Genomic DNA, 18,516 nt, shown 5'->3' on the forward strand with positions numbered 1-18,516 from the left:
CCGGCGCGAGCTAAGCACGGACCGGACCTCAGTCCCACCGGGGGGACTGAGGAGTCGCGCGGACATGGCCGGTGACTCTCCGGAGAAGTCGCCGTCAATAGCGTGAGCGAAAGCCACGTTGCGTGTTATCGCCGGCCGTATCTTCCGCTATTCATCCGGACCGCTCGCCAAACGCTTTTGCCCATTCGTGCGATCCTGGTCAATGTGGTGTCACTGGATGATACGACTCCCGACCGCAGCAGAAAGGGCCCCGGTGTTCCCTGACCTTTACGCGACCGCCGCCCAGGTTCTTCCCGTTCTCCTGCTCGCGCTGATCTGGGAGTCACGATTTCTGGATCGCCTTCGCGAGCAGAACCGCCGGCTCCGGAGCGAGGACCCCGATGGTGTCCTCTTCTGGACCCGGCCCCGCGTCCGGGCGTATTCCCTTTTCATCGTCGCCTCCATCGTCACCGGAACAGCACTGGCCCTGCTGGTGCTGGCCGAGGTGCTGCCGCACGGTCCCCTGCTACGCGCCGGCGTGACGATCTGCGTGCTCCTGGCGCTGGCCACGCTACTCACCCGCGTCGTGGTGGACGTGCTGGCCGCGACCCGCCGTGACGCGGAGCCCGGCGTGGCCGAACCGTCTGTGACCGTGCCACCGGCACCCGCCCCGCCGATGCCCGCCGGTCGGGACGAGCCGCGATGAAGCGCGTCGACGTGGTTTTCGTGCACGGCCTCTTCTCCTCCCGACGCGCTTGGGAGCAGATGGCCCGCCTACTGACCACCGACCCGGAGCTTCCCTCGGTCCGAGCCCACTTCTTCGAGTACGACTCGAAGGTCGTCCGGCTACGCCCGGACCGGCGGATACCGCGCATGGACGACATCGCGGACCGGCTCGGCACCTACCTCACCCACGAGGTCGCCGGGGCAGAGCGGATCGTCCTGGTCTCGCACAGCCAGGGCGGGCTGGTGATCCAGCGGTACCTGGTGCGGACGCTGGCCCGGGGCGGAGGGCGGGAACTGGCGCGCGTCCGCCGGGTAGCGATGTACGCCTGCCCGAATTCCGGATCACAGTTTCTCGGCTCCCTGCGACGCGTGATGCCTCGTTGCCGCAATCCCCAGGAACGGGAATTGCGTCCGCTCACCAAAGAGATCACTGAGACCTACGACGCTCTCCAGCGTGGCGTTCTGCAGGCCCGGAAGGCCGGGTCCCACGAGTGGCCGCTGCCGATCTCCACGTACGCCGGAATGTCCGACAACATCGTTCCCCCGTACGTCGCCAAAGGATCATTCACTGCCAGCGGGGTGGTGGACGGCGACCACTTCTCGGTGATCCGCCCCGCGACCCGTGATGATTCCCGCTATCTGGCGCTGCGCAAGGAAGTCCAGACCGCCGCCGATGCGGGCGAGTTGCAGATGGCCGAGACCGCCCCGGACAGATCCGTCACCGCGACCCCGGCCGGCGGCTCCGCCGCCGAGGCACCCGCCGACCGGCCGGAGCGGGCCGGGCGGATCTCCGTCGAACCGCCGCTGAGCCTCCTGGACTTCCCGCTCTACGGCCGGGACGAGATGATTCAGGCGATCCTGTCCCCCGAGCCGGGCGGGGAGACGCGTTCGGTGCACGTCCTGCACGGACTGCCCGGCTCCGGCAAGAGCTATCTCGCGCTGGAGATCGCCCGGCGCACCCGTCTCGCCGGCCGGGAGGTCTGGTGGGTCGACGCCCAGCGTCTCAGTTCCAACATGCGTGAGGTGGCTACTCGGCTCGGTGCCCCGAGCGGCCTGGTCGATCGGGCGTGGTCGGGAGGCGCGAGTGCCACCGACCTGGTCTGGCGCTTCCTCGACAAGGCCGAGGCCCGGTGGGTTCTGATCATCGACAGCGCCAACGACCCTCGGCTGCTCGACCCGGTCGACGACGACCTCACCTCCGGCCGGGGCTGGCTGCGTCCGCCGCAGGACCCCGCCAATCTGGTCGTGGTCACCACCCGGGACGGCGACCGCAACACCTGGCCTGCCTGGTCGGAGCGGCACGCCGTGCGGCCGCTGACCGACGAGGAGGGCGCACTGGTGCTACTGGACCGGGCCGGCACCGCGGCTGGCACGGTGGAACAGGCGCGTGAGCTGTCGGCGACGCTCGGCGGGCTGCCGATGACGCTGCGTACGGTGGGCGCCTATCTGAAATCCGTCCACACCACGCAGATCTACCAGGGCCCGCAGGTGCTCCGCGACTTCGAGAGTTTCCGGGTCGAACTCCAGCGGCGCCTCGCCGGGCCACCGGGCGCGCCGAAGCTCGACGAGCTGACCGGCCTCGGGGTCACCGCACAGGTCTTCGACATCTCGCTGGAACTGCTGCTCCGGCGTGGTCTCACCCAGGCCGGGAATCTGCTGCGGGTCCTCGCCTGCCTGAGTGTCGGCCCGGTGCCCTACTATCGGCTACTCGACCAGGACGTGCTCAAGAGATCCCCGCTGTTCTCCGAGTTCACCGCCCAGCAGCAGTTGACCGTCCTGGAAGGACTGGCCGACCTGTCCCTGTTGACCCCGGACGAGCTACCGGACGTGCGGATCGAGGACTTCCGGCACGTGCTCTCACTGCACCCGCTGGTGCACGGCATCATTCGGGATGACCGCGAGTTGCGCCGGCAGGCCTCCGAATACCACGCGCTCTGCGCGCAACTGCTCACCGCCGCAGTCCGGGGCCTCAACCCCGACGCGACCGCCGACTGGGATGGCTGGTATCTGCTGGCCCCGCACACCATCGGGCTGGCCCGGGACCATCTCCGCGGCAGCGGCATACGGTACGAGCGGCTGACGGTGCTGGCCGTCCTGGAACTCGTCCGGCTGACGGCGCGCTATCTCCTCGCCACCGGCCTGGCGCTCTCCGCCGAGGAGATGCTGGTGCCCGTGGTGGATAACTGCGCGCTGTACGGCATGAGTCCGACCGACCGGGAGATCCTCGCGCTGCGGCACGAACTTGCCCGGGCGGCACTCGAACAGCAACGGCCGGCAGAGGCCGAGGCGCTGCTCCGCGACGTAGTCGCTGGCCGCGAGGCGTTACTGGGTCCACAGCACCCTGACACGCTCGCCAGCCGACACAAGCTGGCCCGGTCCATCATGGCGTTGAACCGGTGGAGCGAGGCGGAGCAGGAGCTGCGCGCGATCGTGATCGCCGAGGACAAGGTCCGCGGCCCGGAGCACTCGGACACGATGATCATCCGGCACACGCTGGCCCGGGCGATCATGCACCAGGACCGGACCATCGAGGCCGAGGCGATGCTGCGGGAGATCCTCGCGATCAGGCTCCGCAACTGGGCGCCCGAGGAACCGGAGACGCTCCTGGTCCGGCAGAGCCTCGCCCGGTGCCTGTTCGTCCTCTCCCGCTTCGACGAGGCGGCGGAGCAGATCAGGGCTGCCCTCGCCGGGCTACGGGCAGACGAACTGGTGCGGCCGGAGGCGCTGCTGCTGCGGTGGACTCTCGCCCAGGTGCTGATCGAGAGGGACGTGGCCGAGGCCCGCGCCGTACTCACCCGCCTGTTGGAGGACCGTGAGCGGGTGCTCGGCGAACACCACGCGGACACGATCGTCACCCGCGAGACGCTCGCCCGACTGGCTCCGTACGTGGTACCCCGCCAGCCCGGCGAGGCGGAACGGGAACAGAACGATCAGAGCTCACGGCGGACGGATTACGAGACGTGACTGATCTTCGGCTAGACGGGTTACGTGTTATCAGGAGGGAATGTCGCCCATCGAACTCATGCCATCCTCCGAATGGAGGTTGTACTGGTGGCTGCGGCGTATCAATCTCTAGAGGTAACGCTCGACACAGGGGGCGCGAATGTCTGTCGACGACCAGCCGGGACTGGAACAGCCCAGCACCGAACAGGGGCGCCCGCCGACCCCGGCCTCGCGGGCCGAGGCACTGCGCCAGATAGCCCGCGACATGGCCAAGGCGTACGAGGTGGCACTGGAGGTCGACCCCCAGCTCTACTTCAGCGGCCGCTCCCCGGTGATCGCCAGCGCCTACGGGTCGGCCGAGCGGGCATGAGCGCGGACGGCAGCCAGCTCTTCGTCGTCGACGCGTTCACCGACGAACCCTTCCGTGGCAATCCGGCCGGCGTTGTCATTCTCGCCGACAAGCGGGGCGATTCGTGGATGCAGTCCGTCGCGAGCGAGATGCGCCATTCGGAAACCGCATTCGCATCTCCGGCGGAAGACGGCTGGTGGCACCTACGGTGGTTCACTCCCACTGTCGAGGTGGACCTGTGCGGACACGCCACACTCGCCACCGCACACGTACTCGGGGGCCATACCCGGTTCCACACGCGTAGCGGCGATCTGTCCTGCTCGGTCTCGCCGGAGGGGTGGATCGAGATGGACTTCCCGGCGGACCCGCCCACCCCGGTCGACGCGCCGGAGCAGCTCCGCGCTGCGCTCGGCGAGGGGATCCGGGTCGTCGCCGTCACCCGGGGCGTGTCCGACCTGCTCGTCGAGGTCGCCGGGCCAGACGACGTGCGGGCCGCCCGCCCCGATCTGGAGGTGCTCGCCTCGATACCGGTCCGGGGCGTCATCCTCACCGCGAACGACTCGTCCCGCGACCGGATCGTCAGCCGTTGCTTCTATCCCGCAGTCGGTGTCCCGGAGGATCCGGTCACCGGCTCCGCCCACTGCACCATCGGGAGTTGGTGGGCCGAGCGCCTGGGCCGGGACGACCTCATCGCCGAGCAACTCTCGCCACGCGGCGGCACCCTACGACTGGGCCGGAAGGGCGACCGGGTGCAACTCGGTGGCCGGGCGGTAACAGTCTGGCACGGCGAGATCAAGGTCTGATCTTGAAGCACGCCGAGGAACTGAACGCCGTTACGCTGGCGCAGCTCGCGGAGGGCACACTCGACGCCATCTGGGTTCGCGGCTTCCACCCGCCGTCGGCCTGCCGGGCGGTGCTGCCGCGGCTGGTCGAGACGTGCGAGCGGTCGCGCTACACCCTGACCGGAGACTTCCAGAGCATCGGAACCTCAATCGGCGAGGCGGCTGAGTCCGAGGCCGACGAGCGGCGGTACCTGGATACTGCGGCCGATACGCTTAACCTGATCCGTGATGGCATCTTTGCGGGACGGCTCTCTCCGCTTGACGAGCTGCGGTTGCGGCTGGACGAGATGTGGCCCGCTGGCGCCACGGTGGCCCGGCACGAGGGCCGGTTGATGCTGCCCGGCATCATCCGGCGCTGGCCGGCGGGCGGGCACGCCAACCCGCACATCGACCAACGGGCGATCCCGCTGCTCGCCGCACACGGTCTGCGCCGCCGGATCGGTACCAACGTCTACCTGGAGGTGCCGCCGCCGGACAGCGGCGGGCAGGTCGACTTCTGGTCGCTGTGGTCCGACGAGGACACGTATGACGGGCAACGCCGGACCGACTACGGCCTGGACCGGGAGCAGCTCGGAGAGCCGCACTGGTCCTGCGCACCCGGCCAGGGTGACCTGCTGATGTTCGACGCGGCCCGGGTGCACGGCGTACGCCGGGTGGCCGAGGGATCGCGGGCGACGGCGGCCTGCTTCGTCGGCGTACGCGACCCCGACCGGCCGCTCGTGCTGTTCGCCTGAACCGCGCCGCCGCCTACGCGGTCCCGTCGGCCGGCGACGCCTCCTCGACCGGCGGCACGTCCGCGTCGGGCACCGCCACGCGGCGGAGCAGACCGGGACCGACGGGCGGTAGCCGATCCTCCGTGCCGGGCCACGACGGTGGCTCCTCGGCATCCGCCGACGCGCGTTCGTCGAGCCCGTCGACGGCGGCGGGTGGGCCGATCGGGTCCGTCGCGACGGCGGGCACCGGCACGGTCACCGCCACCGGCTCGGCCCGGCGGCTGTCGGTGCGGGGGGCCGGTGCGACCGGCCCGGCCGGCAGCAGCCGGGGCGGCACGGCACCGGGCGCGACGACCGGGGCGAGCCCGGCCACCACCGTGTTCACGATCTCCGCCGCGTACGCCCCGTCCGGGTCGTAGTCGGGGTCGAAGACGGTCAGCTCGACGCCGAGGCAGTGCGGGGTGTCGACCAGCCCGGCGAGCAGGATCTCCAGCTCGGCGAAGGCGATGCCGCCCGGGTCGGGCGCGTCCACGGCGGGCATGACCGCCGGGTCGAGCACGTCCACGTCGATGTGCACCCAGTAGCCGGCGCAGTCGACGAGCTGCTCGTGCGCCCACTGGGCGGTCCGGGCCGCGCCCTCGGCGCGCAGCGCCGGCACCGGCCGGGTGGTGATGCCGGCGGCCTGGAGGTCGAGGCGGTACTCGTCCTGCGCGCGGATGCCGAGCACCACCACGTCGATGTCCCGGAAGTAGGGCCGTCGCCCTTCGATAGCGGCCAGGTCGGGCTGGCCCCGGCCGGTGACCAGGGCCAGGTCCTCCCCGGCCGCCGCACCGACGTAGGAGGCGTTGCCCGGGTGCCGGAAGTCGGAGTGGCCGTCGACGAAGACCAGCCCGATCCGCCCGCCGACCGCCTCGCCGAGGCGGTGCATGGCCAGCGCCGAGCCGAGCAGCACCGAGCAGTCCCCGCCGAGCACCAGCGGGAACTCGCCCCGGTCGATGATCGCGCCGATCCGGTCGGCGAGCGCCAGCGAGTACGCGGAGATCTCCGGCGCGTGGCAGACGCCGTCGCCGGGTCGCCAGTCCCCCGGGTCGTACCGGGGCGGGGTGAGGCAGCCGGCGTCGCGTGCCCGCAGCCGGGCGAGCAGGCCGTGGTCGCGCAGCGCACCAGGCGCCTTGGCGCAGCCGGGGACGGAGCTGGCGGTCGGCGGGCGCAGTCCGAGGTTCGTCGGCGCGTCGAGGACGGCGATCCGGCGCATCATGGGCTCCCGTCCTCGGCGGTCGGGCGGGCCGGCGGTGCGCCGGCCCGCGCGGGTTGACTCAGAACAGTGCGCTGGCCAGGGCGCGTCGGGCGGAGGCCACGGCCGGGTCGTCCGGGCCGGCGATGGTGAACAGGCCGAGCAGGTGCTGGCGTACCCGGTCCCGGTCGTCTCCGGCGGTGCGCCGGACCAGGCCGACGAGCCGCTTGTACGCCTGGTCGGCGAGGCCGCTGAGCACCTCGATGTCGGCGGCCAGCAGCTGGGCGTCGACGTCGTCGGGGGCGGCGGCCGCGGCGTCGAGCGCGCCCTGCGGGTCCGCGCCGGCGACCCGGCGGGCCAGCCCGACCTGCGCCAGGCCCGCCTCCGCCGCCGCGTCCCCGGGCGACTCGGCGAGGATCTTCCGGTACGCCGCCTCGGCCGCGTCGAGGTCGCCGCTCATCAGCGCGTCGTCGGCGGCGTCGAGGCGCGGGTCCTCCGGCTCGGCGACTGTGACGCCGCCGGCCTTGAGCACCGCCTGGAGCCACTGTCGCAACTGCGACTCCGGCACCGGGCCGGGGAAGGCGTCGATCGGGCGTCCGCCGACGATGGCGTACGTGGTGGGCAGCGCCTGCAGCTGGAACATCTGCGCGAGCCGCGGCTGCTGCTGCACGTCGACCCGGGCCAGCAGCCACGCTCCGCCGCCCTCGGCGGCCAGCTTCTCCAGCACCGGGGCGAACTGGTCGCTCTCCGGGTAGCCGGCGGCGCCGAAGAAGACCACGACCGGTGTGGTGAGCGAGCGTTCGAGCACCTCGGACTGGATGTTCGCCTCGGTCACGTCGATCACGGCGGCGGACCCGGCGGGGCTGCCCGGCAGCCCGGCGGGTGTGCCGCCCGGAGACGGTGTGGCGGTGGAGGTGTCGGCCGGTGCGGGGGTGCGCAGCGCGCTGAGGTCGACCGCGCCGCGGGTGAAGATCGACGAGGTGATCCGTGGGTCGCTCATGGTTGTCTAGTCTCGCACGTACGCGACGGATCTCCGACCAGCCGCGACGGCGACAGTCACCACTCTCCCCCAGCTCAGCCCGCCCGCAAGGAAGCGCCCCTTGTTAACAGCAGCTGTCAACAAGAGGCCCTTCCTTGCAGAGCGGGGGTCAGAAGCGGGCGGGCTCGCGGTAGACGCCCCACTCGGCGCGGAGCGCGTCGCAGATCTCGCCGAGGGTGGCCTCGGCGCGGACCGCGTCGAGCATGGCGGGGATCATGTTCTCGCCGGTCCGCGCCACCTCGACCATCCGCGCCACGGCGGCGGTGACGGCGGCGTCGTCGCGGGCCGACTTGCGCTCGGTCAGCACCCGGCGCTGCTCCAGCTCCACCTCGTGCGAGATGCGCAGGATCTCCAGGTCCTTGGCGACGGTGCCGGTGTGGCAGTTGACGCCGACGATCTTCTTGTCGCCCTTCTCCAGCGCCTGCTGGTAGACGAACGCCGACTCGGCGATGTGCCCGGTGAACCAGCCGTCCTCGATGCCGCGCAGGATGCCTGAGGTCATCGGGCCGATGGTGTGCGGGCCCTCCCCGCCGAGCTGCTTGATCCGGGCGAAAATCTCCTCCGCCTCGGCCTCGATCCGGTCGGTGAGCGCCTCGACGTACCAGGACCCGCCGAGCGGGTCGGCCACGTTCGTCACGCCGGTCTCCTCCATCAGCACCTGCTGGGTCCGCAGGGCGATCTCGGCCGACTCGTCGGTGGGCAGGGCGAGCGTCTCGTCGAGGGCGTTTGTGTGCAGCGAGTTGGTGCCGCCGAGCACGGCGGCCAGGGCCTCCACGGCGGTACGGACCACGTTGTTCACCGGCTGCTGCGCGGTCAGCGACACCCCGGCGGTCTGCGTGTGGAACCGCAGCCACTGCGCCTTCTCGCTGGTCGCGCCGTACACGTCGCGCAGCCAGCGGGCCCAGATCCGGCGGGCGGCACGGAACTTGGCGATCTCCTCGAAGAAGTCCACATGCGAGTCGAAGAAGAAGCTCAGGCCGGGGGCGAACGTGTTCACGTCCAGCCCGCGCGACAGGCCCAGCTCGACGTACCCGAACCCGTCGGCCAGCGTGTACGCCAGCTCCTGCGCGGCGGTCGAGCCGGCCTCACGGATGTGGTAGCCGGAGACCGACAGCGGCTTGTACCGGGGGATCTCCCGGGCGCAGTACTCCATCAGGTCGCCGATGAGGCGCAGGTGCGGCTCGGGGTCGAACAGCCACTCCTTCTGCGCGATGTACTCCTTGAAGATGTCCGTCTGGAGCGTACCGTCCAGCGTGGACAGGTCGGCGCCCTGCCGCTCGGCGGCGACCAGGTACATGCAGAAGACCGGCACGGCCGGGCCGGAGATGGTCATCGAGGTGGTCACGCCGGCCAGGTCGATGCCGTCGAACAGCACCTCCATGTCGGCGGCCGAGTCCACGGCGACACCACAGTGGCCGACCTCGCCGAGGGACTGCGGGTCGTCCGAGTCGCGGCCCATCAGCGTCGGCATGTCGAAGGCGACGGAGAGACCGCCGCCGCCCGCGCCGAGGATCATCTTGTAGCGCTCGTTGGTCTGCCGGGCGTTGCCGAAACCGGCGAACTGCCTGATGGTCCAGGTCCGTCCGCGGTAGCCGGTCGGATACAGACCCCTGGTGTACGGGAACTCGCCCGGCCAGCCGATCCGCTCGAACCCGGGGTACGCGGTGTCCTCCGGCGGGCCGTACACCGGCTCGACCGGCATTCCGGACAGCGTGGTGAAGTCCGCGTCGCGCTTGCGGGCGGCGTCGTAGCGGGCCTGCCAGCGGGCCCGACCGGCGGCGATCTCGTCAGCGTCCATGCGCGGAGCTCCTTCTCAAGTCGTCGTCCCGAGTCCGAGTGTAGAGCGGGAGCCTGAACGATCCTTAAGGGCTTGCGTACCGGCCGGTAACCGGCGGCCGGTCCCACCGGGACGACCCATCACCGTCGATCCGCAGGTCAGGGCCCTGTCTCACGTGGCGGACGACTGCCCGGCGCGACCTCCCGGAGGCCCGGTTCCCGTGCCAGACTCCGGCCGTGGGCAATCGAATCGCGACCCGGCTGATTACCTAGGCGGCGTACGCCTCCGCGTGCGTCGCCGGCCACGAGATCCTGTCGGCTCGTCCTTGAGAGGCCCCCGTGAGCGTGTCCGCATCCACCCCCGCCACCGTCGACCATCCCCGGCCCGCCCCCGGCCGCCCGCACGCCGAGCCCGCCGCCGACCACGGCACGCCGACCACGATGGTGATCCACCTCGGCGTGGGCCACTCCACGACCGGCCTGCTCAAGGTGCTCTCCGTGCTGCACTCCCGCCGGGTCGCCGTCTCACACGTCCAGTACGTGCAGTGCCCCGACCGGTCCGCGGTGATGATCGTCGAGTGCACCCCCGGCACGGCGCCGATGGAGACGGTCCGCAAGAGCGTCGCGAACGCCGTACCGGTGGTCAGCGTCAGCGTGCACAGCGCGCCGACCCGCGACGGCGCGCGGCGCCTCCGGTCGGGCCGCGGCACCCACAGGTGACGATCAGCCGGTGGGCTCCGGGCCGCCGGCGCGCATGACGTCCCGGGCGGTGAGCGCCACGTGCAGCGACAGGCGCCGCTCGCTCGAGTCCAGGTCGACGCCGAGCACCCGCTCGATCAACTCCAGCCGCTGGTAGAGCGCGGATCGCGACAGCGACATCGCGTCCGCCGCGCGCCGCTTGTTGCGGCCCTCCACGAGGTACGTCTCCAGCAGCGCGACGTGGTTCGTGCCGTGCCGCTGGTCGTAGGAGAGCAGCGGGCCCAGCTCGCGCTCGACGAACGTCTGCAGGCGCACGTCGTCGCGGAGCAGGTACAGCAGGCCCCGCAGGCGGACGTCGCCGAGCCGGTAGAACGGGCGGGGCTCGGCGGTGTGCACCGTGGCGTCGGCCACCTGCGCCGCTTCGACAAGCGAACGCCGGGCCAGGTCGAGCGTCCGGACCACCGATCCGGCGGCGACGACGACGTCCGAGCCGGCTCGGCACCCCGCCCGGGTGAGCGCGGTGGACAGGCCGTGCAGCGCCGCTTCGTCGGAGCCGGTCTCGTCGAGCGCGACGAGGAGCGTGACGCCGGTGCCACCGGCCGCCTCGTCCACGTCACCGACCAGCGCGGCTAGCCCGCACTCGCGTACCGCCGTCTCCACCGCGTCCAGCAGTTCCCGCCGGGGCGCGTTCGGGCCGGCGCCGCCGGCCGGGGCCGGACGCCGCCGCCGGACCACGACGCCGAGCAGCAGTCGCTGCTCCAGGACGACACCGAGCCCGCGCGCCCGCAGCGCCACGTCCCGGGTGGGCGCCGAGTGGTTGACGATGCTCAGCAGCAGGCTGCTGCGCGCCTGCCGTTCGACAGACGACGAGTCCCGGGCCACGAGCTGGTTCAGCGCGATGGTGGACGCGGCGCGCTCCAGCAGCACCCGGGTCCGGGCCGGCGGCTCCTGCTCGCACAGCAGCACGAGCCGCCCCCACCGGTTGCCGCGCGCCTCGACGCTCGTCACCAGCCAGCCCGAGCGCGGCTCGTAGCCGGTGCCGGACGGGACCTCGACCGCGCGGGAGCGGGTCTCCCAGCGGTCGAGCAGTTCCTCGGCGGTGAGCGGGCCGGTCTCGTACGCCAGCACGTGATGGGCGAGGTTCTCCAGTACGGCGGGACGCCGGGACAGGCGGGTGACCTCGCGGAGCACCTGCCGGGGCTCGGCGCCCTCCACCGACAGCTCGGTGAAGATGCGGTGGATCTCGTCCTTCGCGAGCAGGTCGGCCGTCTGCTCCTCGACGATCACGGAGTGGACGACCTCGGTGACGGCGACGAAACGCATCTCGCGCCGCAGCGCGATGAGGGGCATGTTCCGGCTGCGGGCGTGCTCGACCAGCCCGGCCGGCAGCGTGCCGCCGAACCGGCGGCCCAGCTCGACCACCACACCCGCCACCCCGACCGCCGCCAAGCCGTCGATCCACCGGCGCAGGCCGTCGTCGTCAGGGGGCAGCCCGATACCGGTGGTCAGCACCAGCTCGCCGCCCCGGAGCAGGTCGGCGATCTCGGGGATCTCGGCGACGTGCACCCAGCGCACCGGCGCGTCCAGCCGGTCCCGGCCCGCCAGGACGCGCGGCCCGGCCTGCTGCAACGCCGGCAGTTCGAGCACGTCGCGGACCGTCATGGGCATCGGAGCGTCTCCCCCTCTCCTCCGGCGCACAGTATGTGCGCTTCCCGCGGACGGGAACGACACAGTGCCCATTGCCCCGACCTGGGGAAGCGCAGATGATCCCGGGCATGACCCAGACAGCACCCGGCACCGCGCCCGCTCCCGTCCCGCTGGAGCGGGTGACCCACTGGATCGACGGCAAGCCGTTCGCCGGCGTCACCGAGCGTACGGCCCCAGTCTACGATCCGGCGCTGGGCGCGGTCCGGACCGAGGTGCCGCTGGCCTCGGTCGACGAGGTGGACCAGGCCGTCGCCTCCGCCGCCGCCGCGTTCGCCTCCTGGCGGAACTCGTCGCTGACCAAGCGCACGCAGGTGCTGTTCGCGTTCCGGGAGCTGGTCAACCAGCACAAGCAGGAGCTGGCCGAGCTGATCACGGCCGAGCACGGCAAGGTCGTCTCCGACGCCCTCGGCGAGGTCACCCGGGGCCTGGAGGTCGTCGAGTTCGCGTGCGGCATCCCGCACCTGCTCAAGGGCGGCTACTCGGAGGGCGTCTCCACGAACGTGGACGTCTACTCCATCCGGCAGCCGGTCGGCGTCTGCGCCGTGATCTCCCCCTTCAACTTCCCGGTGATGGTCCCGATGTGGTTCGTGCCCATCGCCATCGCGGCGGGCAACGCCGTCGTGCTCAAGCCCAGCGAGAAGGACCCGTCCGCGTCGCTGCTCGTGGCCCGGCTGTGGGAGCAGGCCGGCCTGCCCGCCGGCGTGTTCAACGTCGTGCACGGCGACAAGGTCGCCGTGGACCGGCTGCTGGAGCACCCCGAGGTCAAGGCGGTGTCGTTCGTCGGTTCCACGCCGATCGCCCGGTACGTGTACGAGACCGGCACCCGCAACGGCAAGCGCGTCCAGGCCCTCGGCGGCGCGAAGAACCACATGGTGGTGCTGCCGGACGCCGACCTCGACCTGGCGGCCGACGCGGCGGTGAACGCCGGGTTCGGCTCGGCCGGCGAGCGGTGCATGGCGATCTCGGCCCTGGTCGTCGTCGAGCCCGTCGCCGACGACCTGGTGGCCCGGATCCGCGAGCGGATCGCCACGCTGAAGGTCGGTGACGGCCGGCGCTCCTGCGACATGGGCCCGCTGGTCACCCAGGAGCACCGCGACCGCGTCGCGTCGTACCTCGACGCGGGTGTCGAGGCCGGCGCGGAGCTGGTGGTGGACGGCCGCGACGTGCGGGTCGACGGCGACGAGTCCGGGTTCTGGCTCGGCCCGAGCCTGCTGGACCGGGTGTCGCCGGAGATGAGCGTCTACACCGACGAGATCTTCGGGCCGGTGCTCTCCGTGGTGCGCGTCGGCAGCTACGACGAGGCGCTCGCGCTGGTGAACGCCAACCGGTACGGCAACGGCACGGCCATCTTCACCAACGACGGCGGTGCGGCCCGCCGCTACCAGAACGAGGTCGAGGTCGGCATGGTCGGCGTCAACGTGCCGATCCCGGTGCCAATGGCCTACTACTCCTTCGGTGGCTGGAAGGACAGCCTCTTCGGCGACTCGCACGCCCACGGCGCCGAGGGCGTGCACTTCTTCACCCGCGGCAAGGTCGTCACCTCCCGGTGGCTCGACCCCAGCCACGGCGGCATCAACCTCGGCTTCCCCGAGAACGTCTGAGCAGCGGAGAGAGAACGCCGATGAGCAGCAGCGCACGCCGCACCTACGAACTCGACCGGGCCCACGTCTTCCACTCCTGGTCCGCCCAGTCGCTGCTCGACCCGATGGTGGTCGAGCGGGCCGAGGGCTCGTACTTCTGGGACGGCGACGGGAACCGCTACCTGGACTTCTCGTCGCAGCTCGTCAACACCAACATCGGCCACCAGCACCCGGTGGTGGTCGCGGCGATCCAGGAGCAGGCCGCCAAGCTGTGCACGATCGCGCCGTCGTACGCCAACGACGCCCGCGGCGAGGCGGCCCGGCTGATCGCCGAGCTGACCCCGGCGGGCCTGGAGAAGGTGTTCTTCACCAACGGCGGCGCGGACGCGATCGAGCACGCCGTCCGGATGGCCCGGCTGCACACCGGCCGGCCGAAGGTGCTGTCGCAGTACCGCAGCTACCACGGCGGCACCCAGACCGCGGTGAACCTCACCGGCGACCCGCGCCGCTGGCCCAGCGACAACGGCACCGCCGGGGTCGTGCACTTCTTCGGCCCGTTCCTGTACCGGTCGGAGTTCGGCGCCACGACCGAGGAGGAGGAGTGCACGCTCGCGCTGCGCCACCTCGAACGCGTGGTGGAGATGGAGGGCCCGTCCACCATCGCCGCGATCGTGCTGGAGACGGTGCCGGGCACCGCCGGCATCATGCCGCCGCCGCCGGGCTTCCTCGCGGGCGTACGGGAGCTGTGCGACAAGCACGGCATCCTCTACATCGCCGACGAGGTGATGGCGGGCTTCGGGCGTACCGGCGCCTGGTTCGCCATCGACCACTACGGCGTGACGCCCGACCTGATCACCTTCGCGAAGGGCGTGAACTCCGGTTACGTCCCGCTCGGCGGTGTGGTGATCGCCGACCACGTCGCCGAGACGTTCGCCACCCGCGCCTACCCCGGCGGCCTGACCTACTCCGGTCACCCGCTGGCCACCGCCGCCGCCGTCGCGACCATCAACGTGATGCGCGACGAACGGATCGTCGAGAACGCCGCCACGATCGGCGCCGACGTGCTGGGCCCGGGACTGCGGGAGCTGGCCGACCGGCACCCGAGCGTCGGTGACGTACGCGGGCTCGGCGTGTTCTGGGCGCTGGAACTGGTACGCGACCGCGAGACGAAGGAGCCGCTGGCGCCGTACGGGTCGTCGTCGCCGGAGATGAACGAGGTGCTGGCCGCGTGCAAGCGGGGCGGCCTGGTCGCGTTCGCGAACTTCAACCGGATCCACGTGGTGCCGCCGTGCACCGTGTCGGAGACGGAGGCCAAGGCGGGCCTGGCGATCCTCGACGAGGCGCTGACACTCGCCGACCGCCACACGGTCTGAGGCACTGCCCATCACCGCCCGCCGGGTCCACCCCGGCGGGCGGTCCCGTATCCGAGATCCGCGGGACGGCCGGTGACCCCGGCGACGCGGAGACCGACGCACCCAGAAGGTGACGAATGACTACCGTAGATCTCGCCGACCCACCGGTCACCAACCCCTTCGCCGGCACCACCGGCCTTCCGCGTACGTCCGAGGGCTGGACCCAGCTCGTCACCCCGGACGGGCGCCTGCACCCGGACGTCGACGCCGACCGTGACGCCCTCGGCCGCCTCACCCGCGACCTGTACCGGGGGATGCGGCTCGCCCGCCGCCTCGACGACGAGGCGTTCGCGTTGCAGCGGCAGGGTGAGCTGGGCCTGTGGCTGCAGTGCCGCGGCCAGGAGGCCGCCCAGATCGGTTCGGTCGCGGCGGTACGCGCCGACGACTACGTCTTCCCGAGCTACCGGGAGCACGCCGCGGCCCTGTGGCGGGGCATCGGCCCGGCCGACCTGCTGCGTCAGTGGCGCGGCGTCGCGCACAGCGGCTGGGACCCGGAGCCGTACTCGTTCCACATCTACACGCTGGTGCTGGCCGCCCAGCTGCTGCACGCCACCGGGTACGCCCTCGGGGTGCAGCGCGACGGCAGCGACACGGTCGTCGTCACGTACTTCGGTGACGGCGCCGCCAGCGAGGGCGACGCGAGCGAGGCGATGAACATCGCCGCCGTGAACGCCGCCCCGATGGTGTTCTTCTGCCAGAACAACCAGTGGGCCATCTCGACGCCGACGGCGTCGCAGACGCGTACCCCGATCCACCGGCGCGGCGCCGGATTCGGCCTGCGCAGCGAGTGGGTCGACGGCAACGACGTGCTGGCGGTGTACGCGGTGACGTCGGCGGTGACCGAGCACGCCCGGTCCGGCGCCGGCCCCGCGATCGTCGAGGCCACCACGTACCGGATGGGCGGGCACAGCACGTCCGACGACCCGACCCGGTACCGCACGGACGATGAGCTGGAGGCGTGGCGGGCGCGGGACCCGCTGGCCCGGGTCGAGGCGCTCATGCGCGCCGAGGGCTGGAGCGACGAGGCGTTCCTCGGCGAGATCCAGGCCGAGGCGGACGAACTGGCCGACCGGACCCGCCGGGAGTGCCTGGCCCTGACGGCGCCGGACCTCGCCGACGCCTTCGCCACGGTGCTGGCCGACGTGCCCCCGCTCCTGCGGGAGGAGCGCGACGCGTTCGTCGCCTACCGCGCCTCCTTCCTCGACTGACGCCCGCCCGCGATCGGAGAACTCGTTCATGCTCACCCTCTGTCAGGCACTGAACTCCGGCCTGCGCCGCGCCATGGAGGACGACGACAAGGTCCTCCTGATGGGCGAGGACGTCGGCCGGCTCGGCGGCGTCTTCCGGGTCACCGACGGTCTCCAGAAGGACTTCGGTGAGGCCCGGGTGGTGGACACCACCCTCGCCGAGTCCGGGATCGTCGGCACGGCCATCGGGCTGGCGCTGCGCGGGTACCGCCCGGTCTGCGAGATCCAGTTCGACGGCTTCGTGTACCCCGCGTTCAACCAGATCGTCTCCCAGCTCGCCAAGATGCGGGCCCGCACCGGCGGCCGTACCGCCCTGCCGGTGGTGATCCGGATCCCGGTCGGTGGCGGCATCGGCGCGGTGGAGCACCACAGCGAGTCGAACGAGGCGTACTTCGCGCACACCGCCGGACTGCGGGTCGTCTACTGCGCCAGCCCGGACGACGCGCACTGGATGATCCGGCAGGCCGTCGCCGGTGACGACCCGGTCATCTTCTACGAGCCGAAGCGCCGCTACTGGGTCAAGGGCGAGGTGACCCCCGCCGGGCCGCCGCTGCCACTGGACCGCGCCCGGACCGTACGGCCGGGCAGCGACGTGACGCTGCTGACGTACGGCGGCACTGTCGCCACCTGCGTGGCCGCCGCCGAGGCCGCGGCGCAGGAGGGCCGCAACATCGAGGTGATCGACCTGCGGTCCATCTCCCCGCTGGACGTGGCGACCATCGAGGAGTCGGTGCGCCGCACCGGCCGGGCGGTGGTGGTCCACGAGGCCCCCACGTTCGCCGGGTTCGGTGCCGAGGTCGTCGCGCAGGTGACGAGCCGGTGCTTCTACTCGCTGGAGGCGCCGGTCGAGCGGGTCGGCGGGTTCAACCTGCCGTACCCGCCGGCGAAGGTCGAGGAGGAGTACCTGCCCGACCTGGACCGGATCCTCGACGCCGTCGACCGCGTCCTGGCCGCCTGAAGGGAGAGGTACACGTGACCGTTCAGCAGTTCCGTCTGCCCGACGTCGGCGAGGGCCTCACCGAGGCCGAGATCGTCACCTGGCGGGTCGCACCGGGCGATCCGGTCGGCCTCAACGACGTCATCGTGGACATTGAGACCGCCAAGGCCGTGGTCGAGCTGCCCAGCCCGTATGCCGGGGTGGTGGACCGCCTCCTGGCCGAGGAGGGGCAGACCGTCGAGGTCGGCTCGCCGATCATCGCGATCCGGACCGGGGACGACCCGGACGCCGCGCCGGCCGCCGCATCGCCGGCCACCGAGGAGCCCGCCGAGGAACGCACCGCGGTGCTCGTCGGCTACGGGGTGTCCGCCCAGGCGCGGACGCGGCGGCCACGCCGCGCCACGCCGTCGGTACGCCCGGCCGAGCCGGCCCGCCCGGCGCACACGTCCCGGCCGCCGGTGCTCACCAAGCCTCCGCTGCGCAAGCTCGCCAAGGACCTCGGTGTGGAGCTGACCGAGGTACGCGGCAGCGGCCCCGGCGGCCGGATCACGCGCCAGGACCTGCTCGACCACACCACCGGCCCGGCGCCGGCGACCGACGCCCGGCGGGACGAGCGCCTGCCCGTGCGCGGGGTCCGCAAGGCGACCGCCGCCGCCATGGTCGCCAGCGCGTTCACCGCGCCGCACGTCACCGAGTTCCTCACCGTCGACATGACCGGCACCGTCGAGTTCGTGGACCGGCTGAGGCAGGACCCGGCCTTCCAGGGGGTGAAGGTCAGCCCGCTGCTCGTGGCGTCGCTGGCGGTGCTGGACGCCGTCCGCCGGCATCCGGACGTGAACTCCAGTTGGGACGAGGAGAACCAGGAGATCGTCCGGTTCGCCGACGTCAACCTGGGCATCGCCGCCGCGACGCCGCGCGGCCTGCTCGTGCCGAACATCAAGGCCGCGCAGACCCTTCCGGTACGGGACCTCGCGGTCGCCCTCAACGAGCTGGCGAGCACCGCGCGGGAGGGCCGCACCCGTCCCGCCGACCTGGCCGGAGGGACGATCACCATCACCAACATCGGCGTGTTCGGCGTGGACGCCGGCACTCCGATCCTCAACCCCGGCGAGGCGGCGATCCTCTGCCTCGGCGCGCTGCGCCGGATGCCGTGGGTGGTCGACGAGCAGGTCGTTCCCCGGTGGACGGTGCAGTTGTCGCTGTCGTTCGACCACCGGCTGGTGGACGGGGAACTGGGCAGCCGGGTGCTCGCCCACGTCGGCCGGTTCCTGGAGGACCCGCTGTGGGGTCTGGCCCTGCGCTGAGGCCCCGGTGGACGGACGGCGCGTGGACG

At 71.9% G+C, this 18,516-nt stretch carries 15 protein-coding genes; 11 read left to right on the top strand and 4 right to left on the bottom strand.

Annotated elements, in window-relative coordinates; all coding sequences use genetic code 11:
- Positions 1 to 217 precede the first annotated feature (217 nt).
- From ACQP26_RS24690 to ACQP26_RS24710, 5 genes are all read left to right on the top strand, one after another.
- Positions 218 to 685: a hypothetical protein gene (locus ACQP26_RS24690; protein WP_433494123.1), complete on the top strand. Its 468-nt coding sequence runs from the start codon at positions 218 to 220 to the stop codon at positions 683 to 685.
- Positions 682 to 3,669, top strand: coding sequence for an alpha/beta fold hydrolase (locus tag ACQP26_RS24695; protein WP_433494124.1), 2,988 nt, complete (start codon positions 682 to 684; stop codon positions 3,667 to 3,669). Before ACQP26_RS24690 ends, ACQP26_RS24695 begins: the two co-directional genes overlap by 4 nt.
- A 139-nt stretch (positions 3,670 to 3,808) precedes the next feature.
- Entirely contained in the window at positions 3,809 to 4,018 is a 210-nt protein-coding gene (locus ACQP26_RS24700) for a hypothetical protein (protein WP_433494125.1), read from the top strand.
- Entirely contained in the window at positions 4,015 to 4,800 is a 786-nt protein-coding gene (locus ACQP26_RS24705; RefSeq protein ID WP_433494126.1) for a PhzF family phenazine biosynthesis protein, read from the top strand. The genes ACQP26_RS24700 and ACQP26_RS24705 overlap by 4 nt, the downstream gene beginning before the upstream one ends.
- A gap of 2 nt (positions 4,801 to 4,802) precedes the next feature.
- Positions 4,803 to 5,573 (top strand): 2OG-Fe(II) oxygenase, encoded by a 771-nt coding sequence (locus ACQP26_RS24710; protein WP_433494127.1) that lies wholly within the window; start codon positions 4,803 to 4,805, stop codon positions 5,571 to 5,573.
- A 13-nt stretch (positions 5,574 to 5,586) separates the two neighbouring features.
- Here the strand turns inward: ACQP26_RS24710 and ACQP26_RS24715 are convergent, their stop codons facing one another.
- The 3 genes from ACQP26_RS24715 to ACQP26_RS24725 all read right to left on the bottom strand — a co-directional run bounded on the left by ACQP26_RS24715 (position 5,587) and on the right by ACQP26_RS24725 (position 9,623).
- On the bottom strand, positions 5,587 to 6,810 hold the full coding sequence (locus ACQP26_RS24715; RefSeq protein ID WP_433494128.1) for an arginase family protein: 1,224 nt from the start codon (positions 6,808 to 6,810) through the stop codon (positions 5,587 to 5,589).
- 58 nt (positions 6,811 to 6,868) lie between these two features.
- Positions 6,869 to 7,786 carry a tetratricopeptide repeat protein gene (locus ACQP26_RS24720; protein ID WP_269704408.1) on the bottom strand — a complete coding sequence of 306 codons (918 nt, stop codon included), beginning with the start codon at positions 7,784 to 7,786 and terminating at the stop codon, positions 6,869 to 6,871.
- A gap of 148 nt (positions 7,787 to 7,934) precedes the next feature.
- On the bottom strand, positions 7,935 to 9,623 hold the full coding sequence (locus tag ACQP26_RS24725) for an acyl-CoA mutase large subunit family protein (RefSeq protein WP_269704407.1): 1,689 nt from the start codon (positions 9,621 to 9,623) through the stop codon (positions 7,935 to 7,937).
- Positions 9,624 to 9,940: 317 nt separating this feature from the next.
- Here ACQP26_RS24725 and ACQP26_RS24730 point away from each other — a divergent pair, with 317 nt between their 5' ends.
- Positions 9,941 to 10,321, top strand: coding sequence for a hypothetical protein (locus tag ACQP26_RS24730; RefSeq protein WP_269704406.1), 381 nt, complete (start codon positions 9,941 to 9,943; stop codon positions 10,319 to 10,321).
- Positions 10,322 to 10,324: 3 nt separating this feature from the next.
- Here ACQP26_RS24730 and ACQP26_RS24735 read toward each other — a convergent pair whose 3' ends face one another.
- Positions 10,325 to 11,968, bottom strand: a complete 1,644-nt coding sequence (locus tag ACQP26_RS24735; RefSeq protein ID WP_433494129.1) for a PucR family transcriptional regulator — start codon at positions 11,966 to 11,968, stop codon at positions 10,325 to 10,327.
- 107 nt (positions 11,969 to 12,075) lie between these two features.
- Between ACQP26_RS24735 and ACQP26_RS24740 the strand changes: the two genes are divergently transcribed.
- The 5 genes from ACQP26_RS24740 to ACQP26_RS24760 all read left to right on the top strand — a co-directional run bounded on the left by ACQP26_RS24740 (position 12,076) and on the right by ACQP26_RS24760 (position 18,487).
- The gene (locus tag ACQP26_RS24740; protein ID WP_433494130.1) at positions 12,076 to 13,608 is read left to right on the top strand and encodes a CoA-acylating methylmalonate-semialdehyde dehydrogenase; all 1,533 of its coding nucleotides are present in this window, start codon (positions 12,076 to 12,078) and stop codon (positions 13,606 to 13,608) included.
- Positions 13,609 to 13,628: 20 nt separating this feature from the next.
- Positions 13,629 to 14,960, top strand: coding sequence for an aspartate aminotransferase family protein (locus tag ACQP26_RS24745; RefSeq protein ID WP_433494131.1), 1,332 nt, complete (start codon positions 13,629 to 13,631; stop codon positions 14,958 to 14,960).
- 116 nt (positions 14,961 to 15,076) lie between these two features.
- The gene (locus ACQP26_RS24750) at positions 15,077 to 16,207 is read left to right on the top strand and encodes a thiamine pyrophosphate-dependent dehydrogenase E1 component subunit alpha (protein WP_433494132.1); all 1,131 of its coding nucleotides are present in this window, start codon (positions 15,077 to 15,079) and stop codon (positions 16,205 to 16,207) included.
- Between the two features lie 28 nt (positions 16,208 to 16,235).
- On the top strand, positions 16,236 to 17,204 hold the full coding sequence (locus ACQP26_RS24755) for an alpha-ketoacid dehydrogenase subunit beta (RefSeq protein ID WP_433494133.1): 969 nt from the start codon (positions 16,236 to 16,238) through the stop codon (positions 17,202 to 17,204).
- 14 nt (positions 17,205 to 17,218) lie between these two features.
- Complete coding sequence (locus tag ACQP26_RS24760) at positions 17,219 to 18,487, top strand: dihydrolipoamide acetyltransferase family protein (protein WP_433494134.1); 1,269 nt, start codon at positions 17,219 to 17,221, stop codon at positions 18,485 to 18,487.
- Positions 18,488 to 18,516 lie beyond the last annotated feature (29 nt).

It is taken from the genome of Micromonospora sp. CA-248089 (genome assembly GCF_050948515.1).
Taxonomy (GTDB): domain Bacteria; phylum Actinomycetota; class Actinomycetes; order Mycobacteriales; family Micromonosporaceae; genus Micromonospora.